Annotated in this window: 18 protein-coding genes and 3 tRNA genes; 1 reads left to right on the top strand and 20 read right to left on the bottom strand. The window is 70.4% G+C overall.

Features of this window, described 5'->3' with window-relative positions:
• Nucleotides 1-40: 40 nt before the first annotated feature.
• The 18 genes from ACIA5A_RS01285 to ACIA5A_RS01200 all read right to left on the bottom strand — a co-directional run bounded on the left by ACIA5A_RS01285 (nt 41) and on the right by ACIA5A_RS01200 (nt 14904).
• A complete protein-coding gene (locus tag ACIA5A_RS01285) occupies nt 41-3472 on the bottom strand; it encodes a DNA-directed RNA polymerase subunit beta (protein WP_396755257.1) in 3432 nt (1143 codons plus the stop codon).
• Nucleotides 3473-4056: 584 nt separating this feature from the next.
• On the bottom strand, nt 4057-4446 hold the full coding sequence (gene rplL, locus ACIA5A_RS01280) for a 50S ribosomal protein L7/L12 (RefSeq protein WP_281938122.1): 390 nt from the start codon (nt 4444-4446) through the stop codon (nt 4057-4059).
• A 54-nt stretch (nt 4447-4500) separates the two neighbouring features.
• Nucleotides 4501-5049, bottom strand: coding sequence for a 50S ribosomal protein L10 (rplJ, locus tag ACIA5A_RS01275; protein ID WP_091065754.1), 549 nt, complete (start codon nt 5047-5049; stop codon nt 4501-4503).
• 316 nt (nt 5050-5365) lie between these two features.
• Complete coding sequence (locus ACIA5A_RS01270) at nt 5366-6055, bottom strand: hypothetical protein (RefSeq protein ID WP_396755254.1); 690 nt, start codon at nt 6053-6055, stop codon at nt 5366-5368.
• Entirely contained in the window at nt 6052-6981 is a 930-nt protein-coding gene (locus tag ACIA5A_RS01265) for an ATP-binding cassette domain-containing protein (protein ID WP_396755252.1), read from the bottom strand. Before ACIA5A_RS01265 ends, ACIA5A_RS01270 begins: the two co-directional genes overlap by 4 nt.
• An 82-nt stretch (nt 6982-7063) precedes the next feature.
• The gene (gene rplA / locus ACIA5A_RS01260) at nt 7064-7780 is read right to left on the bottom strand and encodes a 50S ribosomal protein L1 (protein ID WP_396755250.1); all 717 of its coding nucleotides are present in this window, start codon (nt 7778-7780) and stop codon (nt 7064-7066) included.
• 84 nt (nt 7781-7864) lie between these two features.
• The gene (rplK, locus tag ACIA5A_RS01255) at nt 7865-8296 is read right to left on the bottom strand and encodes a 50S ribosomal protein L11 (RefSeq protein WP_091065740.1); all 432 of its coding nucleotides are present in this window, start codon (nt 8294-8296) and stop codon (nt 7865-7867) included.
• A 152-nt stretch (nt 8297-8448) separates the two neighbouring features.
• Nucleotides 8449-9171, bottom strand: coding sequence for a transcription termination/antitermination protein NusG (gene nusG, locus ACIA5A_RS01250; protein ID WP_091570014.1), 723 nt, complete (start codon nt 9169-9171; stop codon nt 8449-8451).
• Nucleotides 9172-9206: 35 nt separating this feature from the next.
• Nucleotides 9207-9611 (bottom strand): preprotein translocase subunit SecE, encoded by a 405-nt coding sequence (secE, locus tag ACIA5A_RS01245; protein WP_396755247.1) that lies wholly within the window; start codon nt 9609-9611, stop codon nt 9207-9209.
• Nucleotides 9612-9828: 217 nt separating this feature from the next.
• Nucleotides 9829-9901: transfer RNA gene (locus tag ACIA5A_RS01240), tRNA-Trp, on the bottom strand.
• 127 nt (nt 9902-10028) lie between these two features.
• Nucleotides 10029-10421, bottom strand: coding sequence for a MaoC family dehydratase (locus ACIA5A_RS01235; RefSeq protein ID WP_396755825.1), 393 nt, complete (start codon nt 10419-10421; stop codon nt 10029-10031).
• Nucleotides 10422-10423: 2 nt separating this feature from the next.
• Nucleotides 10424-10870, bottom strand: a complete 447-nt coding sequence (locus tag ACIA5A_RS01230) for a MaoC family dehydratase N-terminal domain-containing protein (RefSeq protein ID WP_396755245.1) — start codon at nt 10868-10870, stop codon at nt 10424-10426.
• A 121-nt stretch (nt 10871-10991) separates the two neighbouring features.
• The gene (rpmG, locus tag ACIA5A_RS01225; protein ID WP_013288652.1) at nt 10992-11159 is read right to left on the bottom strand and encodes a 50S ribosomal protein L33; all 168 of its coding nucleotides are present in this window, start codon (nt 11157-11159) and stop codon (nt 10992-10994) included.
• Nucleotides 11160-11290: 131 nt separating this feature from the next.
• Nucleotides 11291-11363, bottom strand: a tRNA-Met gene (locus ACIA5A_RS01220).
• A 25-nt stretch (nt 11364-11388) separates the two neighbouring features.
• Nucleotides 11389-11461 (bottom strand) — tRNA-Thr (locus tag ACIA5A_RS01215).
• A gap of 95 nt (nt 11462-11556) precedes the next feature.
• Complete coding sequence (locus tag ACIA5A_RS01210) at nt 11557-14082, bottom strand: putative bifunctional diguanylate cyclase/phosphodiesterase (protein WP_396755243.1); 2526 nt, start codon at nt 14080-14082, stop codon at nt 11557-11559.
• Between the two features lie 35 nt (nt 14083-14117).
• On the bottom strand, nt 14118-14249 hold the full coding sequence (locus ACIA5A_RS01205) for a hypothetical protein (protein WP_396755241.1): 132 nt from the start codon (nt 14247-14249) through the stop codon (nt 14118-14120).
• A gap of 349 nt (nt 14250-14598) precedes the next feature.
• Nucleotides 14599-14904: a hypothetical protein gene (locus ACIA5A_RS01200; RefSeq protein WP_396755239.1), complete on the bottom strand. Its 306-nt coding sequence runs from the start codon at nt 14902-14904 to the stop codon at nt 14599-14601.
• A gap of 77 nt (nt 14905-14981) precedes the next feature.
• Between ACIA5A_RS01200 and ACIA5A_RS01195 the strand changes: the two genes are divergently transcribed.
• Nucleotides 14982-15473, top strand: a complete 492-nt coding sequence (locus tag ACIA5A_RS01195; RefSeq protein WP_396755237.1) for a hypothetical protein — start codon at nt 14982-14984, stop codon at nt 15471-15473.
• A gap of 5 nt (nt 15474-15478) precedes the next feature.
• Here ACIA5A_RS01195 and ACIA5A_RS01190 read toward each other — a convergent pair whose 3' ends face one another.
• Both ACIA5A_RS01190 and ACIA5A_RS01185 read right to left on the bottom strand, forming a co-directional pair.
• Nucleotides 15479-15715, bottom strand: a complete 237-nt coding sequence (locus ACIA5A_RS01190; protein WP_396755823.1) for a hypothetical protein — start codon at nt 15713-15715, stop codon at nt 15479-15481.
• Nucleotides 15712-15891 (bottom strand): hypothetical protein, encoded by a 180-nt coding sequence (locus ACIA5A_RS01185; protein ID WP_396755235.1) that lies wholly within the window; start codon nt 15889-15891, stop codon nt 15712-15714. Before ACIA5A_RS01185 ends, ACIA5A_RS01190 begins: the two co-directional genes overlap by 4 nt.
• Between the last annotated feature and the right edge of the window lie 212 nt (nt 15892-16103).

The raw sequence follows: 16103 nt of genomic DNA, 5'->3' as shown, positions 1-16103 counted from the left end.
CGGGATCGGGGGCCGGCGAGCCGGCCCCCGAATCACCGCCTCAGACCTCTTCGACCGAGCTCGGCTCGCGCCGGGACAGGTCGATGCCCAGCTCCTCCGCCGCCCGGAACACCTCGTCGTCGGTCTCGCGCATCTCCAGGGCCACACCGTCGCTGGAGAGCACCTCGACGTTGAGGCACAGCGACTGCAGCTCCTTGAGCAGCACCTTGAACGACTCCGGGATGCCCGGCTCGGGGATGTTCTCGCCCTTGACGATCGCCTCGTAGACCTTGACCCGGCCGAGGACGTCGTCGGACTTGATGGTCAGCAGCTCCTGCAGGGCGTAGGCGGCGCCGTACGCCTGCATGGCCCAGCACTCCATCTCACCGAAGCGCTGGCCACCGAACTGCGCCTTACCACCCAGCGGCTGCTGCGTGATCATCGAGTACGGGCCGGTCGACCGGGCGTGGATCTTGTCGTCGACCAGGTGGTTGAGCTTCAGGATGTAGACGTAGCCGACCGCGATCGGGTCGGGCAGCGGCTCGCCGGAACGACCGTCGAACAACTGCGCCTTGCCGGTGCGCCCGATCAGCTGGTTGCCGTCCCGGTTGGGCAGGGTCGACGCCAGCAGGCCGGAGATCTCCTCCTCGCGGGCACCGTCGAAGACCGGGGTGGCCACGTTGGTGTCCGGCTCGGACTCGTGCGCGTTGATCGACTTGAGCTGGCGCTTCCACTCCTCGTCGTCACCGTCGACGCTCCAGCCGGTCTTGGCCACCCACCCGAGGTGGGTCTCCAGGACCTGGCCGATGTTCATCCGGGACGGCACACCGAGCGGGTTCAGCACGATGTCGACCGGGGTGCCGTCCTCCAGGAACGGCATGTCCTCGATCGGCAGGATCTTGGAGATGACGCCCTTGTTGCCGTGGCGGCCCGCGAGCTTGTCACCGTCCTGGATCTTGCGCTTCTGGGCCACGTAGACCCGCACCAGCTCGTTCACGCCCGGGGGCAGCTCGTCGCCGTCCTCGCGGGAGAAGGTGCGTACGCCGATGACCGTGCCGGTCTCGCCGTGCGGCACCTTCAGCGAGGTGTCACGGACCTCGCGCGCCTTCTCACCGAAGATCGCGCGGAGCAGCCGCTCCTCGGGGGTCAGCTCGGTCTCGCCCTTCGGCGTGACCTTGCCGACCAGGATGTCGCCGGGGACGACTTCGGCGCCGATCCGGATGATGCCGCGCTCGTCGAGGTCGGCGAGCATCTCCTCGCTGACGTTCGGGATGTCGCGGGTGATCTCCTCCGGGCCGAGCTTGGTGTCCCGGGCGTCGACCTCGTGCTCCTCGATGTGGATCGAGGTGAGCACGTCCTGCTGCACGAGGCGCTGCGACAGGATGATCGCGTCCTCGTAGTTGTGGCCCTCCCAGCACATGAACGCGACCAGCAGGTTGCGTCCGAGCGCCATCTCGCCCTCGTCGGTGCACGGACCGTCGGCGATGACCTGACCGGCCTCGACGCGGTCGCCCTCGAAGACGACAGGCTTCTGGTTGACGCAGGAGCCGGCGTTGGAGCGGCGGAACTTGTGCAGCAGGTACGTCCGGCGGTGGCCGTCGTCCTGGTGGACGGTGACGTAGTCGGCGCACAGATCCTCGACCACGCCGCCGACCTCGGCCACGACCACGTCGCCGGCGTCCACGGCCGCGCGGTATTCCATGCCGGTGCCGACCAGCGGGGCCTCGGCCTTGACCAGCGGCACCGCCTGACGCTGCATGTTCGCGCCCATGAGCGCGCGGTTCGCGTCGTCGTGCTCCAGGAACGGGATCATCGCGGTGGCGACCGAGGTCATCTGCCGCGGCGACACGTCCATGTAGTCCACGGCGCTGGGGACGACGTCCTCGGTCTCGCCGCCCTTACGACGACACAGCACCCGGTCCTCGGCGAACGTGCCGTCCGACTTCAGCGGCGCGTTGGCCTGGGCCTTGACGAACCGGTCCTCCTCGTCCGCGGTCAGGTAGTCGATCTGGTCGGTGACCCGACCGTCGATGACCTTCCGGTACGGCGTCTCGATGAAGCCGAACGGGTTGACCCGGGCGAAGGTGGACAGCGCGCCGATCAGGCCGATGTTCGGGCCTTCCGGCGTCTCGATCGGGCACATCCGGCCGTAGTGGGACGGGTGCACGTCGCGGACCTCGAAGCCGGCCCGCTCACGGGACAGACCACCCGGGCCGAGCGCGCTCAGCCGGCGCCGGTGGGTCAGACCCGCCAGCGGGTTGGTCTGGTCCATGAACTGGGACAGCTGGGACGTGCCGAAGAACTCCTTGATCGCCGCCACCACCGGGCGGATGTTGATCAGGGTCTGCGGCGTGATCGCCTCGACGTCCTGCGTGGTCATCCGCTCACGGACGACCCGCTCCATCCGGGAGAGACCCACCCGGACCTGGTTCTGGATCAGCTCGCCCACGGTGCGCAGGCGACGGTTGCCGAAGTGGTCGATGTCGTCGGCCTCGTAGCCCTCCTCACCGGCGTGCAGCCGGCAGAGGTATTCCACGGTGGCGACGATGTCGTCCTCGGTCAGCGTGCCGGTGTTCATCGGCACGTCGACTTCGAGCTTCTTGTTGAACTTGTAGCGCCCGACCTTGGCGACGTCGTACCGCTTCGGGTTGAAGAAGAGGTTGTCGAGCAGGGTCTGGGCGTTCTCACGGGTCGGCGGCTCGCCAGGGCGGAGCTTCCGGTAGATGTCGAGAAGCGCCTCGTCCTGCCCGGCGATGTGGTCCTTCTCGAGCGTGGTCATCATCAGCTCGGACCAGCCGAACTTCTCGCGGATGCGCTCCGCGGACCACCCGATGGCCTTGAGCAGGACGGTGACGGCCTGCCGACGCTTACGGTCGATGCGGACGCCGACCGTGTCGCGCTTGTCGATGTCGAACTCCAGCCAGGCACCCCGACTCGGGATGACCTTGACGCTGGAGAGGTCGCGGTCGGAGGTCTTGTCCGGCTGCTTGTCGAAGTAGACGCCCGGCGAGCGGACGAGCTGGCTGACCACGACGCGCTCGGTGCCGTTGATGATGAAGGTGCCCTTGGGCGTCATCATCGGGAAGTCACCCATGAACACCGTCTGGCTCTTGATCTCGCCGGTGGTGTTGTTGGTGAACTCCGCGGTCACGAACAGCGGCGCGCAGTAGGTCAGGTCCTTCTCCTTGCACTCCTCGATCGAGGCCTTGACCTCGTCGAAGCGCGGAGCGGAGAAGGACAGCGACATGGTGCCGGAGAAGTCCTCAATGGGACTGATCTCGTCGAGGATTTCCGCGAGACCCGAGCGTGCGTGCGGGTCGTCCGCCGACCGGCCCTGCCAAGCCTCGTTGCCGACGAGCCAGTCGAAGGACTCGTTCTGGATGGCGAGGAGGTTGGGGACCTCGAGGTGTTCGGTGATCCGGCCGAAAGAAACTCGGCGGGGTGCGAAAGCGCTCGACGTACGACTGGTCTTCGCAGGGCGGGAAGCTGCCAAGATGCGTCCTTCCGAGGACCGGTGCTGCAGAACGGCTGGTACGCGTGCACTCCAATGACCCCACCAGAAATATCCGCAATCGGACATTTCCGAGCAGGGGTCAAGTCGGAAGGCAGCGCAAACTAGCAGTGTAGCCGAGAGGCTAACCGCTGTCCAGCCCACCCCGCAGGTCGTCGCGGAACAAGCCCTGGGACCTCGGAAAACCGGGTCAGCCGGGCCGCTCGGAACGCGACGCTCCTGCCGGTCCGCTCGTGGTGCGGCGGCGGTGGTGCTGCCGTTGCCTTACCCGAGTGGCGGCCGTTGCAAGCGCGGAAGGTCTTGCTGATGTCAGCGTGCCTGCCCTGCCGGTGCCGCGTCAAGGGCCGGTTACCGCTCGGGGTGTCTTTCCCCCCGAGGGACTACCGGCTCCGCCTCCCTGGGAGGTCGGTGCGAGCACCCTGTACGCCCAGCTCACACCGCTGACACCGGGTAGCACCAACACGGCGGGGGGGGGTGGGGGGGGGGGGGGCCCCCCCCCCCCCCCCCCCGCGACGCGGTTGTGCCCCGGCTCACGTGAGCCGGACGCGCGTCAGGTCAGAGCGAGGTCACTTGAGGGTGACCTTGGCGCCCTCGCCCTCGAGCTTGGCCTTGGCCTTCTCGGCGGTCTCCTTGTTGGCCTTCTCCAGGACGGCCTTCGGAGCGGCCTCGACCAGGTCCTTGGCCTCCTTGAGGCCCAGGCCGGTCAGCTCGCGCACGACCTTGATGACCTGGATCTTCTTGCCACCGTCGGCGTCGAGGATGACGTCGAACTCGTCCTTCTCCTCCTCGGCCGGGGCGGCCGCAGCGCCACCGCCGCCACCACCCTGGGCGATCGCGACCGGAGCGGCGGCGGTGACCTCGAAGGTCTCCTCGAACTGCTTCACGAACTCGGAGAGCTCGATCAGCGTCATCTCCTTGAACGCGTCGAGCAGCTCGTCGGTGCTGAGCTTCGCCATGTCTGGCGTCCTTTCCTCAAAAGTTGACTAAGTACGTGGGTGCGCCGCGGGGCCTCAGGCCGCCTCGGCGCCCTCCTGCTCGCGCTTCTTGTCCGCCAGGGCGGCCGCCGCGCGGGCGGCCTTGGAGAGCGGAGCCTGGAACAGGGCCGCGGCCTTGCTCAGGTTGCCCTTCATCGCGCCGGCCAGCTTGGCCAGCAGCACCTCGCGGGACTCCAGGTCGGCCAGCTTCGTGACCTCGGCCGCGGAAATGGCCTTGCCCTCGAAGACACCGCCCTTGATGACGAGCTTCGGGTTGGCCTTCGCGAAGTCGCGAAGACCCTTCGCCGCCTCGACGACGTCGCCCGAAACGAAAGTCAGCGCGGTAGGACCGGTGAACAGCTCGTCGAGGCCGGAGATGCCCGCATCGGCCGCGGCACGCTTGGCCAGCGTGTTCTTCGCGACCGTGTAGCTGGTCTCCTTGCCGAGCGTGCGCCGCAGCTGGGTGAGCTGCGAAACCGTGAGCCCGCGGTACTCGGTCAGCACGGTGGCGCCCGACGAGCGGAAGCTCTCGGTCAGCTCGGCGACGGCCGTGGCCTTGTCGGCCCGGATCGGCTTGTCCGCCATGTCCCTCCTCTCTCGTTGCTCGGAGCTGGCATGCCGGCGACGAGGAAACTCGCGACGGCGGCGGAGGCACCACGACAACGAAAAAGCCCCGGCGCGGGGCGCACGGGGCGAGGGCCGGGATCATGGGCACAGTCGGCGGACCGTGCGTGACACCGAGTTTCGCTTGCCGCCCTGCGCGGGTCGCCCGTCGTCGCGGGACCTTCGACCGTGCCAGGGGCACGGTGACCAGCGGTCTGTGGGTGGAACTACCGCACCAGGTTACGCGACCGCGCCACGCGCGCCAAATCGCCCCCGGGTGCTCCCGGTCACCCACCGCTCAGGCACGCGTGCGACGACCCCACCCGTAACCGGTCAGCGCCACCGCCGTCCAGAGCGCCGCCCAGCCGGTGAGCAGCAGCCCGGTGCCGGGCGCGACCGGCCCGGTGACCGCCCGCGCGGTCGCCATCACCGGCGGCACCAGCCACGGCACCAGCGAACCGGACAGCCCGAACACCACGAACCCGACCGAGCCGACCGCCAGCACGGCCACCCCGTAGCCGGCGCTCCGGGTGATCGCGCGGCTGGCCAACGCGCCCAGGGCCACCGCCGCCGGCAGGGCGATCAGGTGCGCCCACAACCCGAGCGCCACGCCGACCAGGGCGGACCGCCCGTCCGGCCCGGCCGTCAGGGTGAGCCCGCCGATCGGCCACGGCAGCGCCAGGGCCACCGCCACCACGGCGAGCCCGGCCACCGTCGCGGCGAGCAGCCCGGCCGCCCGCTCCCGGGCCGGCCCCACCACCACCCGGGCCAGCCGGCGCTGCACGTCGGGCTCGACGTCGAGCAGGATCTTGGTCTGCCAGGCCAGCACCGGGAAGAGGACCACCGCGGAGACGCCGTAGGCCTCCGCCGGCCGGGCCCGGCCACCGCCGTAGAGGATGCCGAGGGCGAGCAGGCCGGCCAGCACCGGCGCGAGCGCCCGCCCGGTACGCACGAAGCCGGCCAGCCGCAGCCGCACCAGCGCGATCACCGGTTCGCCTCCGACGCGACCCCGGAGCTGCCGGCGTCGACGCCCGGCGTCTCCGGGCCGACATCGGGCCCGCCGCCGGCACTCCACCCCGAACCGACCTGGGACACCACGCCCGGAGCGTCGCTGGCGCCCGGCTCGGCGTCGGCGGGATCCGGTGTCCCGCTCGGCTCGGGTGACCCGGCGGCGGGCGGGACGGCGTGGTCGCGTATCCGGAGGATCCGGTGGCCGTCGGCGCGCAGGCGGGCGACGGCGGCGGCCAGGCCCGTGGCCGGCACCGCCAGCTCGACCACCGCGACGGCCGCGCCGTCGGACGGCGCCGCCTCGGTCAGCGTGCCGTCGGCCACCGACCAGTGCCGCGCGCCGGGCAGCCGGACCGTCTCGCCCCGGTGGTCGCTGACCAGCACCGCCCCGCCGCCGGCCAGCACCTCGCCGATCATCTCGGGGACCAGCTCGCGGGCGGCCGCGTCGAGCCCCTCCCAGGGCTCGTCGAGCACCAGCAGGCCGGGCGGGCGCAGCAACGCCTGCGCCAGGCCGACCTTCTGCGCGGTGCCCTTGGACAGCCGCGGCAGGCGCACGTCGTGGAAGCGGGTCAGGCCCAGGCGCTCGACCCAGTGGGCCACCGCCCGGTCGGCGGCCGGGCCGGGCAGGCCGGCGACGCGGCCCATCGCGGACAGGTAGGCCCCGACGGTGAACGGCTGGTCGGCCGGGAAGCGCTCCGGCACCCAGCCGACGACCGACGGCCGGTCGACCACCCTGCCCCGGCCGGGTCGCAGCACGCCCGCGGCGAGCTGGAGCAGCGTGGACTTGCCCGCCCCGTTACGACCGAGCACGACCGCGACCTCACCGGCGCCGATCGTCACGTCGACCTGCCGCAGCACCCACGGGCCGTGCCGGTGGTAGCGGAACCAGACCCCGTCGAGCCGCATGCGCCGAGCCTGCCACAACGGACAGACGGACGGGGCCCCGCCACGTGTGGTGGCGGGGCCCCGTCCGAGGACGTGCGGTGGCTCAGGCGTCGGCCGAGCCCTCCTGCAGGTTCTTGACCACCTTCGGGTCGACCGGGACGCCCGGGCCCATGGTGGTGGTCAGGGTGACCTTCTTGAGGTAGGTGCCCTTGGCCGCGGACGGCTTGGCGCGCAGCACCTCGTCCAGCACCGCGGCGTAGTTGTCGACCAGCTGGGCCTCGGAGAAGGAGGCCTTGCCGATGATCAGGTGCAGGTTCGAGTGCTTGTCCACCCGGAAGGTGATCTTACCGCCCTTGATGTCCGAGACGGCCTTGGTGACGTCCATGGTCACGGTGCCGGTCTTCGGGTTCGGCATCAGGCCGCGCGGGCCCAGGATCCGCGCGATCCGGCCGATCTTGGCCATCTGGTCCGGCGTGGCGATCGCCGCGTCGAAGTCCAGCCAACCACCCTGGATGCGGGCGACCAGCTCGTCGGTGCCCACCTCGTCCGCGCCCGCCGCGACGGCCTCCTCGGCCTTCGCGCCGGCGGCGAAGACGATCACGCGGGCGGTCTTACCGGTGCCGTGCGGCAGGTTGACCACGCCGCGGACCATCTGGTCCGCCTTGCGGGGGTCGACGCCGAGGCGCATCGCGACCTCGACCGTGGCGTCGAACTTGACGTTGGTGTTCTCCTTGGCCAGCTTGACGGCCTCGGCGGGGGCGTAGAGCTTCGACCGGTCGATGACCTCGGCGGCCTTGCGGTAGCTCTTGCTGCGCTGCATTTCTGGTGACTCCTGTGGTCTCTGGCGGGCGCGCGGGACTCGCGGCCCTCCCACGAACGGATCGGGTGGAGCGGTGGAGCGAGATCAGTCGGCGACGGTCAGGCCCATCGACCGGGCGGTGCCGGCGATGATCTTCTCGGCCTGGTCGATGTCGTTGGCGTTGAGGTCCGCCATCTTCTTCTCGGCGATCTCACGCAGCTGGGCGCGGGTCACCGAGCCGACCTTCTCCTTGTGCGGGACGCCCGAGCCCTTCTGCACACCGGCGGCCTTGATCAGCAGCCGGGCGGCGGGCGGAGTCTTCAGCACGAAGGTGAAGGTGCGGTCCTCGTAGACGCTGATCTCGGCGGGGACGACGTCGCCCCGCTGGGACTCGGTCTGCGCGTTGTAGGACTTGCAGAACTCCATGATGTTCACGCCGTGCTGGCCGAGCGCGGGGCCGACCGGCGGCGCCGGGGTGGCCTGGCCCGCCGGGAGCTGAAGCGTGAACGTCTTGACGAGCTTCTTCTTCGGAGGCATGTCTCTTCCTGGGGCTTGAAACTGGGATTCTCCGCCGCCCGCGGGCGCGCACGGTCAGCGCGGTGCGGACGGCCGACGTTAAAGAGTAGCGCAGTCTCACGCGACACCGGCGGCCGGCCCGCGAAGGCCGACCGCCGGTGCGGACGTACGCGTCAGATCTTGGCGACCTGGTTGAAGTTCAGCTCGACCGGCGTCTCCCGGCCGAAGATCGACACCAGCACCTTGAGCTTCTGCTGGTCGGCGTTGATCTCGCTGATCGTCGCCGGCAGCGACGCGAACGCGCCGTCGGTGACGGTGACCGAGTCGCCGACCTCGAAGTCGAGGACCTTGACCTCGGGCTTGGCCTTCTTCTGCTCGGTCTCGACGGCCGGCGCGAGCCACTTGAGCACCTCGTCGAGGCTCAGCGGCGCCGGCCGGTCGGCCCGGTCGGTGGCGCCGACGAAGCCGGTGACCCCCGGGGTGTTCCGGACGCAGGAGTAGGACTCGGCGGTCAGCTCCATCCGGACCAGGATGTAGCCCGGGAAGACCTTCGCCTGGACCTGCGAACGCTTGCCGTTCTTGACCTCGACCTCTTCCCGGGTCGGCACCTCGACCTGGTAGATGAAGTCCTCCATGTCGAGGGAGGTGATCCGGGTCTCGAGGTTGGTCTTGACCTTGTTCTCGTAGCCGGCGTACGAGTGCACCACGTACCAGTCGCCGGGCGCGTAGCGCAGCTTCTGGCGCAGCTCGGCGACCGGGTCGAAGTCTTCGTCCGGGGCCGGCTCGGTGGTCGGGAACTCCGGCTCGCTGGCGGCCTCGACCGACTCGTTGTTGGCCGCCGTCGCCACCGCGGACTGCTCGTCCGGGGTCTCGGCGGTCTCGTCGTACTCAGGCACGCTCGCTCACTTCCGTCAGTATCGCTGTCCGCAGGTCAGCTGGGGTTGCCGAAGACCCACAGCACCGCCTTGGCGAAGCCGTAATCCAGGACGGCCACGATCGCCAGCATCACCGCGACGAAGGTGACCACCACCGCCGTGTAGGTCAGCAGCTCCTTGCGGGTCGGCCAGATGACCTTACGCAGTTCGGCCACGACCTCGCGGAAGAACCGCGCGATGCGGGCGAAGAGCCCGATCCGCTCGGTGTCCTTGCGGGTCTTGCGGCCCTCGGCCGGCTCGGCGTGCGCCCGCTTGCGGGTCGCGGTGCCACCCCGGGAGACCGGCTCGTCCGCGTCGGCGGCGTCGTCGGCCACATCGTCGTCGGCAACGCCGTCGACGGTCGCGTCGTCGTTCAGACGCTCGTCGCCGTCGTCCTCGCCGCGCCGCTTCTTCTCGGCCACTTCGCCCTCCGTGCGGGGTATGGGGTCGCACGCCGGGCGGCGTGCGCGGCGTGTTGGTCACGCCGGCCGGACCAACCGTCCCGCGACGGGCCGCGGCCGGCGGACCGGCCGGGGAGAGCCCCGATCGCCTCGGAACCACCCCACCGGTGCCACCACCACGGGCCGGACGCCGCCGCGAACGGCGGCGCGACCCACGGGAACGGTCAGGCCTGAGGCGCAGGGGTGACAGGACTTGAACCTGCAGCCTGCGGTTTTGGAGACCGCTGCTCTGCCAATTGAGCTACACCCCTGTGCGGCAACTCACCTCCACCCGGACACGTGGTGTCGAGCGGGGGTCACTTGCCCCACGGCGGACCAGTGTACGGGTAGTCGTACGACTTTCCCAACCGGTCCACCCCTCGCGCGTCGGTCCGCCCCTCAGCGCGGGGTGCGGACCAACGCCCGGGCCTGCGACAGCACCTTCTCGCCCCGGCAGGTGGCGGTGATGTCGAGCCTGGTCAACCCGTCCTCGGTGATCTCCTTGACCACCGCCGAGACCTCGATCTCGGTGCCCTCGTCGGTGTCCGGGACGACCACCGGCCGGGTGAACCGGACGCCGAAGTCGACCACCGCGTCCGGCGCGCCGGCCCAGCCGGCGACCGCGCGACCGACCAGGGCCATGGTGAACATGCCGTGGGCGATGACGCCGGGCAGGCCCACTCCGGTGGCGGTCCGGTCGCTCCAGTGGATCGGGTTGAAGTCGCCCGAGGCGCCCGCGTAGCGGACCAGGTCCGCCCGGGTCACCCGGTACGTCTGCACCGGCAGCTCCATGCTCACGCCTCCCCGCGTACGACGATCTTGGCCCAGACCGCGACCACCGGCTCACCGTCCACCGTGCTCACGTCCGTGCGGGTGGTCAGGAAGCCGTGCCCGCCCCGGGTGCTCACGTCCTCGATGGTGCTCACGCAGACCAGCTCGTCACCGGCCACCACCGGCCGGGTGTACGCGAACCGCTGGTCGCCGTGGACCACCCGGCTGTAGTCGACGCCCAACTCCGGGTCGTCGACGATCTGGCGGCTGGCCGCCATGGTCACCAGCACCGGGAAGGTCGGCGGCGCCACCACGTCGGCGTGGCCGAGCGCGCGGGCCGCCTCCGGGTCGTGGTGCACCGGGTCGGTCGCCCCGACGGCGGTGGCGAACTCGCGGATCTTTTCTCGGCCCACCTGATAGGGGGCGGTCGGCGGATAGGTCCGGCCGACGAAGGACGGGTCCAGGGACATGCCGCGAACCTACACGGAAAACACGAACGCCGATCCGAGCGGTCGGTGGCCCCTGCGGGCCGCTCGACCGGGCGGATCGGCGTTCGGGAAGCTGCTGCGGGCCAGCGGCGCCGGCCGTGGGTCAGCGGGTCTCGCGGTGCACGGTGTGCTTGCCGTCCCGGGGGCAGAACTTCTTCAGCTCGATGCGGTCCGGGTCGTTACGGCGGTTCTTGCGCGTGATGTAGTTGCGCTCCTTGCACTCCACACACGCCAAAGTGATCTTCGGCCGGACATCGGTCGCCTTCGCCACGGCGGAGTGCCTTCCTCGCTCACGGATACGAACTACGGCGTGTCAGCCTACGCACTGACGACGCGGACATGCAAAGTGGGCGCCTGTGGCGCCCATCCCACCGGCCACCGAGCGAACCCGGAGGACGAGAGTAGCGGTGGCCGGACTTGAACCGGCGACACAGCGATTATGAGCCGCTTGCTCTGCCATCTGAGCTACACCGCCGTGGCGGGTCCAGCCGGACCCTTTGAGCCCCCTTACGGAATCGAACCGTAGACCTTCTCCTTACCATGGAGACGCTCTGCCGACTGAGCTAAGGGGGCCTGCCCGATCACCCTTCGGGTGCCGCGCAGAGGAAACAGTACACGACCGCGTCGCCGAGGTGAAATCGGATCCCCCCGACAGGTGTCGCGCCTGATCAGGGCACCACACGCAGGCGCGGAAGCTCCCCGGCGACGATCGTCTCCGGGTCGACCTGGGCGCCGAACCAGGCCTCCAGACGCTCGTACGGCAGCGGCCGGCTGAACAGGAAACCCTGGCCGATCTCGCAGCCGATGTCCTGCAACAACTCCAGCGTCAGCTCGCTCTCCACGCCCTCGGCGACCACGGTGAGGCCGAACTGCTGGGAGAGCGTCACCACCGCGTTGACGATGGCCAGGTCGCCCGGGTCGGTCGCCATCCCCTGCACGAACGACCGGTCCACCTTCACCTCGTGCACCGGCAGCCGGCGCAACTGGGCCAGGGACGAGTTGCCGGTGCCGAAGTCGTCCACCGAGAGGCGGACACCGAGGTCGCGGAGGCTGCGCAGGGTCGGGATGGGACGTTCGGTGCCGTCCAGGACGCCCGACTCGGTGATCTCCAGCGTGAGCCGCTGCGGGGGGACGTCGTACTCCTCCAGCAGCTCGCGCACGAGCGCCGGGAAGTGCTGGTCGTTGAGCGTACGCGCGGCGAGGTTGACCGAGACGGAGAGCGCCTGCTCCCCGTGGCTCCAGTCGCGGCTGCGCCGCAGGCTCTCCCGGAGCACGAACTCGGTGAGCCGGCCGAGCTGGCCGGTGTGCTCGGCCACCGCCACGAAGTCGTCCGGCTCGACGGTGCCGTGCGCGGGGTGCTCCCAGCGGGCCAGGCACTCCACGCCCACCAGCCGGCGGTCCCGCAGCGTCACCTTGGGCTGGAAGTAGACCTCCAGGTCGCCGTCGGCCAACGCCCGCTCCAGGTCGCCGGCGAGACCCAGCCGGCGCAGCGAGCGGGACTCCAGCGCCGGACTGTAGAGCTGCACGCTGCCGGGCACCGACTTGGCCGCGGTGGCGGCCAGGTCGACCCGCTGGAGCAGGGCCACCGCGTCGCCGCCGTGGTCGGGGTGCACGGCCACGCCGACCGCGGTGTCCACGTCCAGGGTGAGCGTGTCGAAGACCATCTCGTCGCGGATCTGCTCGCGGAGCTGGGCGGCCAGCTCCAACGCCGCGTCGGCGCTCTCCAACCGCAGCGTCACCAGGAACTCGTCGCCGCCGGCGCGGCCGACAAGCGCCGAGGAGGGGGCGCAGGCGCGCAGCCGCTCGGCCACCTCGACGAGCACCTTGTCGCCGGCCGCGTGGCCCAGCGACTCGTTGACCTGGCGCAGCCGGTCGACGTCGAAGAGCAGCAGCGCCACCACCTCGTCCGGCGCGCCGATCTTGATCGCTTCGGCCACCGCGGAGACCAGGCGTCGCCGGTTGGGCAGCTTGGTGAGCGCGTCGTGGTCGGCGTCGTGCCGGAGCCTGTCGACCAGGCGGGAGTTTTCCAGCGCGACCGCGGCGTGCGCGGCGACCGTCTCGAAGACCGGCAGGTCGCGCGGCGTGAAGTGGCCGAGGTCGCTGAGCCGGTTGACCACCTCAAGCGTCCCGATCACCGCCTGACCGGACCGCAGCGGCACCACGATGGCGTCCTTGACCTGCTTGACGTCGGCCACGCCGCGCAGCGCGGTGTCGGCGCCGAGCTGCCGGCCGGTGGTCAGCGTGCGGCCGAGGCTGCGCGCCTGCTCCCGGAACACCGCCGGGGTGGGCGCGACGTCGAGCAGCCCGGGCGCGTCGACGCGGGCGGTGAGCAGCACCTCCGGGTGCCGGCCCTGCGCGGGCAGCCAGAGCGTGGCGTATTCCGCCTGCATGAGCGCGCGGACCCGGTCGAGCAGCACGTCGCCCAGCGCGCCCTCGGCGCTTGTGGTGATCAGCCGGGTCAGGTCGTACATGCCGGCGAGCGTGCGGTGCTGCTGGAAGAACTGGGAGTAGGAGCGGTAGACCTGGCCGAGCGCGACGAAGAGCGCGCCCAGCAGCAGCGCCGACCACCAGGTCGTCTCCAACGCGATCAGGATCAGCAGGCCGACCGACGCGTTGATGGACGAGGTGAGGAAGACCGACGGCGCGGTGCGCAGCGCCTCGCGGCCGGGCTGCCAGCCCTGGAGCAGCACGTGCACGCCGACCACGGAGAGCAGGCTGACCAGGGTGATGGTGTTGACCGCGAGGAAGAGGCTAACCCAGGTGCCGGGCCGGCCGACGTCCTGCGACTGCGGCAGGGCGAGGAGGACCAGGCCGGCCAGCGACGTCGCGCCGGCCGCCTTGGCCACGTTGAACCAGAACTTCGCCGGCGGGAAGCGGTGCCAGACGCACCAGCCGAGCGTGGAGAGGGTGTAGATGACGACCACCGTCAGTGGTGGCAGGTAGAACAGTGCCACCACCAACGGCACCTCGGTCAGCGTCACGGCCACGGACTGGCGCCGGACGATGAAGTTGAGGACGGGGACGCTGACCGCGGTCATGACCACGAGCAGCACGAGGGCCCAGCCCCAGTCACCGACGGGGTGGTCCGAGATGATGCCGATCGCCGTGCTGAAGACCACCGCGATGAGCGTCAGTGGTGCGGTGATGAGCCAGGCCCGCTCCGTCGACCGGCGCCGTTGGTCTCGGCTGGCCATACCACTCCCCTATGCCGCACGAGGCGGTCGGTGGGTCACCGGAAAACGCCGGCACCCCAGACGACGTCGGCCATCTGCGCCCCGCCATTGATGACGTCCGCACCGACCAGGACGGCGGCGAGCACGAGGAGCGAGCCGAGCAGCCGGCCCAAGCTTCGACCAGACATGATTGCTCCTGTCGGGAGAGTGTCACAGGGATGGTGGAGGTTCCACGATCGTGCCACACCGGTCTGGGGCAGAAAAGGCGAGAACACCCCTGCAGCCCGAGTAGCTGTCAGGTTCCGCCATTCGGCCCAGGCACCCACCACACGCAGCCAGCTCATCATGTTCGACGGTGCCCGGCGGCTTCGTCCACTGCGGATTCCGACGTTCATCACGAAGGGATCAAGGCACCCGAAAACTCCGTCCCGCCAGCACTCATGCCCGCCTGGCCCGCGACCCGCCCGCACGACGAGGTCGCCTCCGGCCATAGACCACCATACCTGTATCCGGCATGAGCGCCAGAGGGTGATTCCCTCACTCACGGCGAAAACCACCCGACGTACGCCAACGGCGGCGCGACGGTCGACGTCGGGCACGGGAACCACCCCGTGACAGCAGGACGAGCAGCCCGGCGCCGACGAGCAGACCGATGACGGCGAAGGCGAGCGTCTGCACCAACCAGTGCGTACCGCCCAGGAGCGAGGTGGCCAACCAGGCACAGAGCAGCCCGGCGAGCGGCCCCGCCACCAGGGCGAGCACGATCGCGGTCAGTCGCTGGCCGTCACTGGCGTCGAGGTAGGTGTTGAACCTGTTGACCGAGCGGCGACCGGAGACTGACATGTATCGCTGAATACCCGAGCACCGCACCCTCGCAAACCGGCTTCCGCCGCACGGCCCTGCCGGCGGATCATGGGTCGGTGCCCACCCACGTCGCCCTCACCCGGCTCCAGGAGGCCGCCGTCCTCTGGAGCACCGGCCCGGGCACCGCAGCCCAGGTGATCGAGGCCGCCTGCGACTGCCTGGTGGCGGGCGTGGACAGCCCCACCCTGCGGATCCTCGCCGGCGCCTCCTGCGCGAAGGGCAGCGAGAGCGACGAGCTGCGACGGTGGCTCGAAGACGCGCTGGCGGAACTCTCCCTCACCTACTACCCCCAGGGGAGCCGCGCGGGCGAGGAGGCGGCCGTCCGACTCATGGCCCGGCGCGCGGTAGCCGGGGAGATCACGCCCCGTGAGCTGACGGTCTGGGCGTACCTGCACATCACCTGGGACGGCACTCCCCTGGCCGCCGACCTGGTCGCCTTCGACAATGCCTACGAGTACGCGGAGGCCGTCGGGGTCGTCGGCGACACGACCGCGGACATCGACGCGGACGTGATCGCCGAGGCCCGCCGCCTGGCGGGCGGGCACTGACACCGTCACCGCCCTTCCTTCCGCCGCCGGGCAGGGACTGAGCCGGGCAGTAACCCGCCTCGCCTGACGAAGATCGAGCGACGCGCCACCGCGTCACCCCGTGCGTCGAGCTGGTAGCCGTCCAGCCACGTCCAGCCGTCGTAGGTGGTCCAGTCGAGCACCCGGATCACCCGGAAGTGGAACGGCCTCACGAACTGGACGCTCGCCGCCCTGCCGATCAGGAGCAGCGCGCCGCACCTCAGCTCCGCCACTGGTCGCGGATCCGCCGCCACGCGCGGATGCGGGCCCGCGCCACCACGACCCGAGGACACCAGCCGTACGGACGGCAGCGGGAGCAGGTGTACGCCACGTGGTAGTCGATGACCGCCCAGGACAGCGCCACCAGGAAGGGCGTGTCCAGCCGGCGCTCCGGCGTCACGGCCGGCCGCCGTCGCCATGTCTGCCGCGCCGGGACATATCGCACCTCCGCCGATCGCCGGTCAGCCCTGTCAGCAGCCAACCTGGCGGAGCCGGTGCTCGATCTGCAACGTCTCATCGAGAGAATCGAAGGAAAATATTGACGCCGTGCCATCGGCGCGTGCAGGCTGACTCGAATGAGACACACCGGCATCTGAGGTGAGATCGGGGTCA

Origin of the sequence: Micromonospora sp. NPDC051300 (assembly GCF_044455315.1) — a bacterium.
Lineage (GTDB): Bacteria > Actinomycetota > Actinomycetes > Mycobacteriales > Micromonosporaceae > Micromonospora > Micromonospora robiginosa.
The sequence above is the reverse complement of the archived record's forward strand: the minus strand, read 5'-3'. Positions and strand labels throughout refer to the sequence as shown.

Bases quoted from the DNA above. Each gene is read 5' to 3' on its own strand.
- rplL (WP_281938122.1), bottom strand. From the start codon at position 4,446: ATGGCGAAGCTCAGCACCGACGAGCTGCTCGACGCGTTCAAGGAGATG.
- rplJ (WP_091065754.1), bottom strand. From the start codon at position 5,049: ATGGCGGACAAGCCGATCCGGGCCGACAAGGCCACGGCCGTCGCCGAG.
- ACIA5A_RS01265 (WP_396755252.1), bottom strand. From the start codon at position 6,981: ATGCGGCTCGACGGGGTCTGGTTCCGCTACCACCGGCACGGCCCGTGG.
- rplA (WP_396755250.1), bottom strand. From the start codon at position 7,780: ATGCAGCGCAGCAAGAGCTACCGCAAGGCCGCCGAGGTCATCGACCGG.
- rplK (WP_091065740.1), bottom strand. From the start codon at position 8,296: ATGCCTCCGAAGAAGAAGCTCGTCAAGACGTTCACGCTTCAGCTCCCG.
- ACIA5A_RS01235 (WP_396755825.1), bottom strand. From the start codon at position 10,421: ATGGAGCTGCCGGTGCAGACGTACCGGGTGACCCGGGCGGACCTGGTC.
- ACIA5A_RS01230 (WP_396755245.1), bottom strand. From the start codon at position 10,870: ATGTCCCTGGACCCGTCCTTCGTCGGCCGGACCTATCCGCCGACCGCC.
- ACIA5A_RS01210 (WP_396755243.1), bottom strand. From the start codon at position 14,082: ATGGCCAGCCGAGACCAACGGCGCCGGTCGACGGAGCGGGCCTGGCTC.
- ACIA5A_RS01205 (WP_396755241.1), bottom strand. From the start codon at position 14,249: ATGTCTGGTCGAAGCTTGGGCCGGCTGCTCGGCTCGCTCCTCGTGCTC.
- ACIA5A_RS01200 (WP_396755239.1), bottom strand. From the start codon at position 14,904: ATGTCAGTCTCCGGTCGCCGCTCGGTCAACAGGTTCAACACCTACCTC.